General features: G+C 64.6%; 11 protein-coding genes, 1 tRNA gene and 1 rRNA gene. 7 read left to right on the forward strand and 6 right to left on the reverse strand.

Annotated elements, in window-relative coordinates; translation table 11 throughout:
• On the reverse strand, positions 1-206 hold a 206-nt coding region (locus LJ754_RS16225; protein ID WP_227927371.1), incomplete at its 3' end, for a hypothetical protein.
• A 38-nt stretch (positions 207-244) separates the two neighbouring features.
• On the opposite strand from LJ754_RS16225, the gene rrf reads away from it, so the two are divergent.
• The 3 genes from rrf to LJ754_RS16240 all read left to right on the forward strand — a co-directional run bounded on the left by rrf (position 245) and on the right by LJ754_RS16240 (position 2,371).
• Positions 245-361 (forward strand): 5S ribosomal RNA (rrf, locus tag LJ754_RS16230).
• Positions 362-493: 132 nt separating this feature from the next.
• Positions 494-991, forward strand: coding sequence for an SRPBCC domain-containing protein (locus tag LJ754_RS16235; RefSeq protein WP_227927372.1), 498 nt, complete (start codon positions 494-496; stop codon positions 989-991).
• 9 nt (positions 992-1,000) lie between these two features.
• Positions 1,001-2,371, forward strand: coding sequence for an FAD-binding oxidoreductase (locus tag LJ754_RS16240; RefSeq protein WP_227927373.1), 1,371 nt, complete (start codon positions 1,001-1,003; stop codon positions 2,369-2,371).
• A gap of 62 nt (positions 2,372-2,433) precedes the next feature.
• On the opposite strand, the gene LJ754_RS16245 is transcribed toward LJ754_RS16240, so the two are convergent.
• Positions 2,434-4,152, reverse strand: a complete 1,719-nt coding sequence (locus LJ754_RS16245; protein ID WP_227927374.1) for a glycoside hydrolase family 13 protein — start codon at positions 4,150-4,152, stop codon at positions 2,434-2,436.
• A gap of 226 nt (positions 4,153-4,378) precedes the next feature.
• Here LJ754_RS16245 and LJ754_RS16250 point away from each other — a divergent pair, with 226 nt between their 5' ends.
• Positions 4,379-4,891: a DUF4190 domain-containing protein gene (locus tag LJ754_RS16250; protein WP_227927375.1), complete on the forward strand. Its 513-nt coding sequence runs from the start codon at positions 4,379-4,381 to the stop codon at positions 4,889-4,891.
• A gap of 44 nt (positions 4,892-4,935) precedes the next feature.
• On the opposite strand, the gene LJ754_RS16255 is transcribed toward LJ754_RS16250, so the two are convergent.
• The 4 genes from LJ754_RS16255 to LJ754_RS16270 form a co-directional block, all read right to left on the reverse strand.
• Positions 4,936-6,297: a DUF4032 domain-containing protein gene (locus LJ754_RS16255; protein WP_227927376.1), complete on the reverse strand. Its 1,362-nt coding sequence runs from the start codon at positions 6,295-6,297 to the stop codon at positions 4,936-4,938.
• A gap of 106 nt (positions 6,298-6,403) precedes the next feature.
• The gene (locus LJ754_RS16260; RefSeq protein WP_227927377.1) at positions 6,404-7,492 is read right to left on the reverse strand and encodes an ABC transporter ATP-binding protein; all 1,089 of its coding nucleotides are present in this window, start codon (positions 7,490-7,492) and stop codon (positions 6,404-6,406) included.
• A 167-nt stretch (positions 7,493-7,659) separates the two neighbouring features.
• On the reverse strand, positions 7,660-8,436 hold the full coding sequence (gene otsB / locus LJ754_RS16265) for a trehalose-phosphatase (protein WP_227927378.1): 777 nt from the start codon (positions 8,434-8,436) through the stop codon (positions 7,660-7,662).
• A complete protein-coding gene (locus tag LJ754_RS16270) occupies positions 8,436-9,896 on the reverse strand; it encodes an alpha,alpha-trehalose-phosphate synthase (UDP-forming) (protein WP_227913577.1) in 1,461 nt (486 codons plus the stop codon). Before LJ754_RS16270 ends, otsB begins: the two co-directional genes overlap by 1 nt.
• 169 nt (positions 9,897-10,065) lie before the next feature.
• Here LJ754_RS16270 and LJ754_RS16275 point away from each other — a divergent pair, with 169 nt between their 5' ends.
• From LJ754_RS16275 to LJ754_RS16285, 3 genes are all read left to right on the forward strand, one after another.
• Entirely contained in the window at positions 10,066-10,935 is an 870-nt protein-coding gene (locus tag LJ754_RS16275; RefSeq protein WP_227927379.1) for a DsbA family protein, read from the forward strand.
• Between the two features lie 152 nt (positions 10,936-11,087).
• Positions 11,088-11,164: transfer RNA gene (locus tag LJ754_RS16280), tRNA-Thr, on the forward strand.
• Between the two features lie 139 nt (positions 11,165-11,303).
• The gene (locus LJ754_RS16285; protein WP_227927380.1) at positions 11,304-11,531 is read left to right on the forward strand and encodes a helix-turn-helix transcriptional regulator; all 228 of its coding nucleotides are present in this window, start codon (positions 11,304-11,306) and stop codon (positions 11,529-11,531) included.
• Positions 11,532-11,601 lie beyond the last annotated feature (70 nt).

The following is an 11,601-nucleotide window of genomic DNA, read 5'->3' on the forward strand; positions in this document are numbered from 1 at the left end:
TAATAGGCCGATAACTTACACCACATCAACACCTGGGGAAACACGACTTCAAACGGTTTCCCAATGTAGAGGGTGTTGTGATCATGCTGCTTGCGTCCACTATGTGGTTCCCGGACAACAACCCGTGAGGGTTGTTCCCCAGGGAACAATAACTGAATATTACTTACGTCTGATTTTTTGATGTTCGTGACCATTGTTTTCCCCACGCACACTGTTTTTGGGTGTGTGGTGCGGGTGGAAGGGTTACGGCGGTCATAGCGTGGGGGAAACGCCCGGTCCCATTCCGAACCCGGAAGCTAAGACCCACAGCGCCGATGGTACTGCATCCGGGAGGGTGTGGGAGAGTAGGTCACCGCCGGACAATTTGTGGGGTGAGGCCCGTACCAGTGTTGGTACGGGCCTCACCTGTTTAACCCGCCAATCTAAGCCTGGGCGGCCTTCCGGTGCCCTGGCTCTTCGAAGCGCCGCCGTCCGTGGCGATAGGGTGGAAGGCATGAGCTTTTCCTTGTTTTCCCATGCGGAGGAACCTGATTCTGTCCCCGCCGACGGTGCTTCCCGGGCCGCCGTTGCAGAGGTAGTTGCCTCCTGCCGGGTGCCTCGGGACCAGCACGAGGCCTTTAACGGTTTCACCGACTACCTGCACCTGTGGTGGCCGGAAGACCTGACCGAGTTTGGCGAGGGAACCCACCCCGAGTTTGAGGGCGGTGTGCTGACCGAAACCGGACCCGACGGCGAAACAGCGGTGTGGGCCACGGTGCGAACCAAGGAGCCGGACAACAGCTTGGAAATGGACTGGGTGGCCGGCCATAGCCCCCGAATCCCTACCGACGTACGGGTCGAGTTCACGCCGGATGCCGATGGAAGCACCAAGGTGACCGTCCGCCACGGCGGACTGGAGCGGCTGCCGGAACCTGCCGAAGAATACGAGCGGATCAACGGCGAGTGGGAAGAGATACTGGACCGCTACGCGAGGTTCATGGGCGCGCGGTAGTCTGCTGGCATGTCCCTGGATGCCTTGCAGAACCTGCCCCTCGCCGGCCCCGGGCTGCACGTAGATACATCGCCGGAGATCCGGGCGATGTATGCCACGGATCAGGGCCCGGTCCTGGAATACATCGAGCCGTTGGCCGTTGTGTGGGCAACAAGCGTTCGGGATGTCCAGGCGGTGATGCGCTGGGCCACGGAAAGCGGCACGCCTGTGGTGACCCGCGGAGCCGGCACCGGAGTGTCCGGCGGGGCGCACGCTACGCCCGGGTGCATCGTCCTGAGCCTGGAGCGGATGAACCGGATCCTGGAACTAAACGCTGAGGACGAGACCGCCGTCGTCGAACCCGGTGTTATCAATGCGGACCTGAGCACCGCGGCCGCAGGTCACGGGTTGATGTATGCCCCGGACCCGGCGAGCTACCGGATTTCCACCATCGGCGGCAACGTGGCAACCAATGCCGGGGGACTGCGCTGCGCGAAGTACGGAGTAACCCGCGATGCCGTACTCCGCCTGGACGTTGTCCTCGCGGACGGAACGCTGATCAGCACCGGACACCGGACCTTTAAGGGCGTGGCCGGCTACGACCTCACGGGGCTGTTCACCGGTTCGGAGGGCACCTTGGGGGTTATCGTGGGCATCACCGTGCGGCTGCGGTATATGCCGGTCCAATCCTGCACCATCGCTGCGTTTTTCCCGGACTTTCCGACGGCGGCGGCAGGCGTTCTAGCCATTGGCGCCCAACGGGTGCAGCCCGCCATCCTTGAACTGCTGGACGGCGCCACGCTGCTGGCCCTGGACGAGGTGCACGGCAGCAGCCTGCGGCACCGGGGTGATGCCCTTCTGCTGGTTCAAACGGATGGGTTCGGCGCTGACGCCGAGGCGCAGGTGGTGCGTTCCGTGCTCACCGAACTGGGCGGAAGCGTCACGATGGAAGGCTCGGAAGAAGCGGAGCACCTGGTCGAATTGCGCCGGCACAGCCGAGGGGACCCCGTAACCGGGCGCGTGCGGGTCGGTGAGGACGTCGCCGTCCCGCGTTCATCCCTGGTCCGGTACGTGGCAGAGCTTGAGCGCATGGCAGCGGACCACCGGGTGAAGCTGAAGGTGGTGGCGCATGCCGGAGACGGAAACCTGCACCCGACCTTCTGGGTGCAGGACGGCGATACGGACGGCCGACAGCGCCTGGACGCGGCGTTGGACGAGTCCATCCGCGTTGCGCTGGCGCTGGGCGGCACTATCACCGGTGAACACGGGATAGGCCAGTTCAAGCTGCGCTGGCTGCCGGAAGAACAGGCAGCGGAGCTGCTCGAGCTCCAGCGCCGGGTCAAAACGCTGTTCGACCCGGCCGGAATTCTCAATCCGGGCAAAGCCGTTCCGGGGGTTTAGTTGCAGGCGGGGGCTTCGCTCCAGCGGTGGGCAGAGGTGCAGGGAGCGCCGCACGGAACCGCCTACGGATCCAGACGCATCCATACGGTGCGGTTCGGGCGCAGCCGGTCGCCTTCCAGGGCGTCGCCGGCGCTGCCCAGCAGCAGCGGAAGGTGGGGCAGTTGCACGGGGAATTCACCCATGTTCATGGCCACTAGGATGCCGCCGTTAACAAAGGCAACCAGCCCCTCGGCGTCGTGCTCCGGCCACCACGCCAGCGAGCCGTCGCCCAGACGCAGCTCCCGGCGCAAAGACAGAGCTCTGCGGTACATGTGCAGCGTGGATTCGGGGTTGTGCTGCTGGATGTCCCGGGAATGCCTGCCCCAGATGGGCGGCTGCGGCAGCCACGTCTTTCCTGCATCGCTGAATCCGTAGCTGGGCCGGTTGGCCTTCCATGGCAGCGGCACCCGGTTTCCGTCCCGACCCACCCGTTCGCCGGCGGTGCGGTGGAAGGTGGGATCCTGGCGGAACTCGTTGGGAAGCAGGGTGTGGTCCGGCAGGCCCAGTTCTTCGCCCTGATACAGGTATACACCGCCTGGCAGTCCGAGCATCAGCAGCGTAGCGGCCCGCGCCCGGGCCAGGCCGAGTTCCATGTTGGGCTGTTCGTCGAGGGGGCCAAGCCCGTCGCCGGTCCGCGGTCCGGCTCCGGTCAGGCCGAAGCGGCTGGTGTGCCGAACGACGTCGTGGTTGGAGAGCACCCAGGTGGTGGGGGCTCCCACTTTGTCGAAGGCGCGCAGCGAGGACTCGATGACATGCCGGAGGTCCGGTGCGTCCCACCGGTGGTGCAGGTAGGCGAAATTGAAGGTCTGGTGCATTTCGTCGGCCCGCACCCAGTCGGTCAGCCGGTCTATCGGGTCGATGGTCGCTTCGGCGCACAGCACCCGGTCTCCGTCGTAAGAGTCCAGGATTTTCCGCCAGGACCGGTAAATGTCATGGATGCCGGGCTGGCCGAACATGGGGGCCTCGGCCCCGGGGTAGCCCTCGGAGGAGGACCCGTCGGCGCGGCCGCCCCAATCCGGCAGCCCGGATTTCTTGATCAGGGCATGGGCGACGTCCACGCGGAAGCCGCCGACGCCGCGATCCAGCCAGAAGCGCAGGATGCGTTCAAACTCGGCATGCACGGCCGGCGAGTCCCAGTTGAAATCCGGCTGGGAGGTATCAAAGAGGTGCAGATACCACTGACCGGGCATCCCGTCCGCTTCGGTGACGCGGGTCCAGGCGGGGCCGCCGAAGTGGGACTGCCAGTTGTTGGGCGGGTTTTCGCCGCGCTCTCCGGTGCCGTCGCGGAAAACAAACATGTCCCGTTCGGGGGAACCGGGGCCGGCGGCCAGGGCGGCTTGGAAGAGCGGATGTTGGTCGGAGCAGTGGTTGGGGACCAGATCCACGATGACGCGGATGCCGTGCCGGCCTGCTTCGGCGACGAGGGCGTCGAAGTCCTCCAGCGTGCCGAACATGGGATCCACGGAGCAGTAATCGGCAACATCGTAGCCGGCGTCCTTCTGCGGGGAGCGGTAGAACGGGGATAGCCAGACGGCGTCGATGTCCAGTTCTGCCAGTGTTCCGAGTTCTGCGGTGATGCCCTGCAGGTCTCCCACGCCGTCGCCGCGCAGGTCCCGGAACGAGCGGGGGTAGATCTGGTAGATCACCGAAGAGCGCCACCATTCGCGGGAGGCTGTCGCCTCGTGGACGGGGACCAGGCGCAGGTCGGGACGGCTGAAGGTTTCAGCCAATTGGTTCTCCATCTGGCGGCTCCTTCTAGGGTCCGGAGAAAGGGCAGGGGGTACATTTCCATTTAACGACTCCTGCCAGCTTTAGTCCGGACTGCGCGTAGAAGGTCACAGGAGATTAAGCTCACCCTGCTAAGGGCTGCTTGCGGGTGCTGGCTAGGATTGGGCTACGTCACACTGACGTCCTGCGCAGGAACTATTCGCCCTGTGCTGCGTACACCTATTCCAAGGGGAAAGCCTCGTGTCAGAGAACAAGCCGGAGTGGCAGCAGGGGAACGCGCCGGACGGCGGCAAAGCGGCCAACGCAGATCAGTACGGTTACGGGCAGCAGCCGTATGGTCAGCAGCCGTATCCCGGCTACGGCGAGCAGGACCAGTCCGGTTACGTGCAGCAGCCGTATCCTGGCTACGGTGAGCAGGATCAGTCCGGGTACGGGCAGCAGCCGTACCCCGGCTATGGCCAGCAGCCGGGTTATCCCGCTTACGGCCAGCAGGGCGCCTACCCCTCATACGGCCAGCCGCCAATCAACCCGGGTCAGTCCCTGGGCCTGGCCGGGCTCATCACCTCGTTTTTCGCACCGCTCGTGGGGCTTATCTTGAGCATCATCGGCTTGAAGCAGTCGCGAAAGGCGGGTATGAGCAACGGAATGGCCGTGGCGGGCATCGTGATTGGCAGCCTGTTAACCGCGCTTTTCATCATTTACATCATTGTCGTCATCATTGTTGCGCTCTCCGCGCCCAGCTACGGTTACTGACCTCCGCCGTCGCCACTGACCTCCGCCGTCGCCTGAGCCCCGACCTAGGAAGGGGCTCCACCCGCGTCAAGGATCTCCATGGTCCGGGTATCGGTGCTGAGCAGGATGGCCGCTTCATCGCGCCGGTGACGCAGGATGGTGTCCATATAGGACTGCACGGCCTCGGCCATGGGCACATTCCGGTTGGCTTTCTCGGACATGTACCAGCGGTGTTCGAGCACCTCATGGACTACTTCAGCCGCTTCCAGCTTGCTGCCCAGGTCCCGGGGAACAGCTTTGACAATCGGTTCAAAAACCTGCGTGACCCACAGGTGGGCGCTCAGCTCCTCATCCAGCTCCGGGTGGCTGGTCGCCCGGTAGGAATCCATGTCATTGAGCAGCCGGCGGGCCTGGTTTTCCTGGGCATCAATACCCGTCAGCTGCAGCAACCGGCGCTGATGATGGCCGGCGTCGACCACCTTGGGCTGCAGTTGGACCTGGGAGCCGTCCGGCGTCGTGCTGATGGAGAGCTCGTCGACGTCGAAGCCCAGATCGTTCAGCCGCCGGATCCGGGCGTCCACCCGCCAGCGGTCCGCCAGCCCGAAGGATTCCTGCTCGGTCAGCTCTGCCCAGAGTCCGCGGTAGGAGTCCATGATCCGTTCGCTGGTGGCCAGCGGGTCCACTGACTCTTCGATCAGGCCGCCTTCGGCCAAGTCCATTAGCTCCCCGGCAATGTTGACCCGGGCAATCTCAAGGTCGTATTCGCGCTGCCCTTTGGAGAGCTCGGGGTATAGCTCCCCGGTTTCTGCATCCACCAGGTAGGCGGCAAACGCTCCGGCGTCGCGCCGGAACAGGGTGTTGGACAGGGATACGTCGCCCCAGTAGAAACCCGCCAGATGCAGGCGTACCAGCAGCAGCGCCTGCGCATCGATCAGCCGGGTCAGGGTGACTTCCCGGAGGGTCTGGGAGAAGACAGCACGGTAGGGCAGGGAAAAACGCAGGTGCCGGGTCACGAGGACGGGCTGCAGCTCTTCGCCGTTGGGGTTCAAGCGCCCCGTGATGACTGCCACCGGAGCCACAGCCGGGACATTGAGCCGGCGGAGTTTGCGCAGCATGTGGTACTCCTGCCGGGCCACGTGCTCGCTGGTTTCCTTGATGGCGATGAGGGAGTCGCCCAGCCGCGCAAAGCGCACCACGTGGCGGGAGATGCCGCGGGGGAGGGCTGCAAGGTTCTCCTTGGGCCATTCCTCCAGCGGGATGTGCCAGGGCAGATCCAGCAGGGCGGGGTCCATCGAGGCTGCCGTGATGTTCAGCGAACCAAGGGTATTGATCCGGTCAGTTGAGGCGCGTGTGGTGCGAGGCAGCTTGCCGGCCTGGTCCCAGTCAGTGGGTTCGTTCTGCCAGTTGGCGGAAGCGGGATCTGTCATAGGCGAAAGCCCTTACGTCTAGTGCAAGCGGTAACGAAAAAGCGGTGGCTCCCCACCCAAAAGTTTAGTTGAGCAAGGGAGCCACCGCATATTTTTCTGAGGACGCTTATGCCTGTTCGGCCAGCCGTTCTCCGCTGGAAGTGTCGAAGAGGTGCACATGGCCCTTCTGCGGACGTACGTGGAGGGTGTCGCCCTTCATCGGAGGACGGCGTCCGTCAACGCGGACCACAATGACGTGCTCGTTGCCGTCCAGCGTGGTGTGGCCGTACACGTAGGCGTCCGCGCCGAGTTCCTCGACCACGTCCACGTCAACCCGCAGGCCTTCGCCCTCGGTGACGAGTTCCAGGTCTTCGGGCCGCACACCCAGGGTCACCGTGTTGCCGGCAGCCTGGCCGAGGACAGCACTTTCCACCGGGTACACCGCGCCGCCGAACGCGACGCCGCGGTCCACCACGGGCAGCTCGAGGAGGTTCATGGCCGGGGAACCGATGAAGCCGGCCACGAACACGTTCTTGGGGTGGTCGTACAGGTTACGCGGGGTATCGACCTGCTGCAGGATTCCGTCCTTGAGCACCGCTACCCGGTCGCCCATGGTCATGGCCTCAACCTGGTCGTGGGTGACGTAGACGGTGGTGACCCCGAGGCGGCGGGTCAGGGAAGCGATCTGGGTGCGGGTCTGCACTCGCAGCTTGGCATCCAGGTTGGACAGCGGCTCATCCATCAGGAAGACCTGCGGATTACGCACAATGGCTCGCCCCATGGCCACCCGCTGGCGCTGGCCGCCGGAGAGTGCCTTCGGCTTGCGGTCCAGATAGTCCTCGAGGTCCAGCAGCTTCGCAGCCTCGCGGACGCGTTCCATCCGCTCTTCCTTGCCAATGCCTGCGATCTTCAGGGCGAAGCCCATGTTGTCCGCGACGGTCATGTGCGGGTACAGCGCGTAGTTCTGGAAAACCATGGCGATGTCGCGGTCCTTGGGCGGAACATCGGTGACGTCACGGTCACCGATGAGGATCCGGCCGGAATTCACGTCTTCGAGCCCTGCGAGCATGCGCAGCGAGGTGGATTTTCCGCAGCCCGAGGGGCCTACGAGAACCAGGAACTCGCCGTCGGCGATTTCTAGGCTGAGGTTGTCAACCGCGGGGCGTTCCGTCCCCGGGTACAGGCGTGTGGCCTGGTCAAACGTTACCGTTGCCATGGTATTTCCCTTCACGGGCAGGTACGTGCCCGACGATCCGTTGTGAATGGAGAGCTATGTAGTTGAGGTCATGAACCAGCGGCAGGCATCGACAACGATGCTGTGAGCTGGTTCACAGGGTTAGTATTGCATACGTTCTGTGCCGCTGGGCGCAGGAGCTGCGGGCGTTATCCGCCGACGGCGGCGCGGCGCAGCCGCACCAGTTCCTCCAGCACCTCGGTGAAGGCTTCAGGGGATGCTGCGCGGTGTGCGGCCGATGTGGCACCCTCGCCCACCTTCACGCCGACATCACCCGGCACCAGCGCCTCGAACCCGCGCTCGTCCGTGACGTCGTCGCCGGCAAAGAGCACCGCCGTCGCACCGGTCAGTTCCCGCAGCGCCGTGATGCCTTCGCCTTTGTTGGTGTGGACCACGGAAGCCTCCAGCACCGACTTGCCGTCCGTGACCTGCACTCCGTCCAGCAGCTGCAATTCGCGCCGGACCGCGTCGGTGGCCTCGGCAGCGACCACGGCTTCCATGCCGCGGGTATGCAGGACGACCCCGGCCGGCTTGTCTTCCAGCCGGGAACCCGGGTGCAGGGCGGCCACGGATTCCACGGCCGCGCGGGCGCGGTCCAGCAGCTGCGCCTGCTCGGGGGTCAACTGCAGCGGTTCGGCGTTGGGCCCCGTCCAGGTCTCAGCGCCGTGGCTGCCGATCAGCAGGGTCTCCGGGTCGGGGGAGGCCACGCTGCGCAGGCTGTCCAGGGCACGTCCGGAAATCAGCGCGGTATCCGTCCGGGGCAGGGCTGCCAGCGCCCGTACAGCAGCCGCGGAACCTTCCAGCGGCCGGGCGTCTTCTGCCCGTTCCACCAGCGGCGAAAGCGTGCCGTCGAAGTCCACCGCCACCAGCAGCTTTTGGGTCTGTGCCAGCGCTTCCAATGCTTCCTGCAGGGCAGGATCGATCATTAGTCCTCCCGGTCCTGGTCCTGTTCGAGCGCGTCCAGGAAGTTCCGGGACCAGCGTTCGACGTCGTTCTGCAGTACCTGCCGGCGCATCAGCCGCATCCGGCGGCTGGCCTCGCGGGCCGGCATGTTCATGGCCGTGAGAATGGAGGCCTTCAGGCCGTCAATATCGTGCGGATTGACCAGCACAGCCTGCCGCAGCTGATCGGCGGCACCGGTGAACTCCGAGAGGACCAGCGCACCGGTGTTGCCCGTGCGGGCGGCCACGTACTCCTTGGCCACCAGATTCATGCCGTCCCGAAGGGCAGTAACCAGCATTACGTCGGCGGCCAGGTAGAGCGCCACCATTTCCTCCACCGGATAGCTGTGGTGAAGGTAGCGCAGCGCGGTATTGGAGATGGTGTCGTAGGTGCCGCTGATCCGGCCCACGGTGCCCTCCACCTCCTCGCGCAGCAGGCGGTACTGTTCCACGCGCTCGCGGGAGGGGCTGGCGACCTGGATCATCGAAGCGTTCTCGACGGTGATTTCGCCGTCTTCCAGGAGTTCCCCGTAGGCCTTGAGCCGGTGGCTGATGCCCTTGGTGTAGTCCAGCCGGTCCACGCCCAGCATCACGGTGTCCGGGTTGCCCAGTTCACGGCGAATCTGCTTGGAGCGTTCAATAATGTCTTCGCGCTGGGCCAGTTCCGCGATCTGCGCAGCGTCAATGGAGATGGGGAACGCTTCAGCGCGGGAAACGTAGGACAGCCCGTCCTCCGTGGTGACGTGCACCTGCTGCTGGCGGATGGTGTAGCCCGCGAAGCGGCGGACGCAGCGCAGGAAGTTGCTGGCATCCGAGGGCCGCTGGAAGCCGATCAAGTCAGCGCCGAGCAGGCCTTCAATAATGTTCCGGCGCCAGGGCAGCTGGGCGAAGATTTCCAGCGGCGGGAAGGGAATGTGGTTGAAGAAGCCGATCTTCAGGTCCGGCCGTGCCTTGCGCAGCAGCTGCGGAACAAGCTGCAGCTGGTAATCCTGAACCCACACGGTGGCGCCCTCCGCTGCCACGGAGGCGGCGGCGTCGGCGAACCGGCGGTTCACGGTGCGGTAGGCATCCCACCAGGTGCGGTGGAACTCCGGTGTGGCAATGACGTCGTGGTAGAGGGGCCAGAGCGTGGCGTTGGAGAAGCCCTCATAGTAGAGCTCCACCTCGTCGGTGCTCAGCGGGACCGGCTTCAGGTGCATGTTGTCGTGGTCAAACGGTTCCACGGTTTCGTCGGGGGCACCCGGCCAGCCCACCCAGGCCCCGTCCGCCTTGGCCATCACCGGCGCAAGTGCGGTGACCAGCCCTCCGGGGGAGCGGCGCCACGCCTCGCCGTCGTCGGTGCTTACCCGGTCCACAGGGAGCCGGTTGGAAACCACGATGAAATCGAAGTCGCCATACCCGTCCGGCACGTCGCCCTTGCTGCTCGGATCGGCCTCAGCGTTCACGAATGGCACCCCTTAGTTGGTTAGTCGTATATTGCCACTCTATCGAAGCGCGGAAACTTTGTACCGTCCCCGGGCGTTGGCCAACGGGCGGGTTGTATGTTCCGCCTACACTTGGAGATGTGCCCAGAGGCCCCGGAAACGCGGCCGGCGTTGAGAGACATGAGGAACTATGACTGACCGGAATCTTAAGCCGACCAAGTCGGAGCGGACTGCTGCTGCGCGCGAACAGGCCCGCGCCATGCGCGAGGCGCAGCAGAAGAAGGAACACCGCAACCGGCTCCTGATCCGCTGGGGCGTGGTGGTAGCCATCCTTGCAGTGGTTGCCCTCGTGGCGGCAATTGTGGTCAACAACGTCAACAGCAAGGTTCCCTCCAGCGGGGAATCGCCGGCGAACGCCAACCAGTACGGCGGCTTCACCCTGACCTCGACCAGCGCGCTGGAACCCACCGAGCCGTTCGACGTCGACGTGGATTCCCTCGGCGAAGCTCCGGACCAGGCGGATGAAAATGCACCGGTCCCGCCGGGCATCACCGCGGGCGAGCCGGGCCAGCCCATCCCGCTGGTGGAGTACGTCGACATCAACTGCGTGCACTGCGCTGATTTCGCTGCAACTTACGACGATCAGATCGCCAAGTGGCTCGACGCCGGCGAGATCACGTACGAGTACCGCACGGTCGCGTTTTTGGACGGCGGCTCGCCCACCAACTACTCCTCACGCGGTGCCAATGCCGCAGCCTGTGTTGCCTCCGAGAGCCCCGAGTCCTACTGGGACTTCATGAAGGCCATCTTTGCCCAGCACGCCAACGGCGAGGTGGATAACGCCGGACTGGTGGACATGGCCGCTGCTGCCGGCGCGGACGCCGACGCGGTGGAATCCTGCATCGACGACGGCACCTACCGTCCCTTCGTGAAGTACGCGGACCAGATGGCGCGGATCGACGGCATTTCCGGCACGCCTACCGCCTTTGTCAACGGCAGTGAAGCCGACCTGAACACCTTCGTGGAAACGGTCCAGGCGGCAATCGACGCCAACAAGTAACAGGAGCCACCCGGGCGTCCGTTCCCCGTGAAACACATCCGGTTTCACGGGGACGGGCGCTCTGGGCTAATCTTGTCTAGCGCCGTTTGTCCGGTTGGTATATCCGGCTGGCAACGGCTGCGTGAATGGCGGGTCTGTTCGACCGCCAGCACGCCCCCTTAGCTCAGTTGGCCAGAGCACCTGTCTTGTAAACAGGGGGTCGCCGGTTCGAATCCGGCAGGGGGCTCCACCAAACCCCTCCTGATCAGGCATAACGCCCGGTCAGGAGGGGTTTTTCTGTGGGTAGCCAAGGGCTCACTACACGATTACGACACGCTTTCACGCAAAAAGTTGTCACCCGCGAACCCACGGGCCGCATAGAGACAGATATGCAGAAAAGTGAAAAGTCCATGGGTCCGAGCACGGACCATGGCATGCCCGAGCATCTCCTGACCCGGGGGGAGGTTGCAGCCTGGCTCCAGATCTCTCCCAAAACACTGGCCAATTGGAGTTCGAATGGCCTGGGCCCCACGCCGTTGAAGCTGCACGGCTTTGTCCGCTACGAGCGCGGCACCGTTCAGGCCTGGATCGACAACACCGCACAGAGGGCCGCGTAATGCCTAGGGCTGCGTTGCCGGTTGGAGCCTGGGGCACGATCACCGCCAAGAAGGACGAGACAAGCGGACG

The sequence above is a fragment of the Arthrobacter sp. zg-Y40 genome (assembly GCF_020731535.1).
Lineage (GTDB): Bacteria > Actinomycetota > Actinomycetes > Actinomycetales > Micrococcaceae > Arthrobacter_B.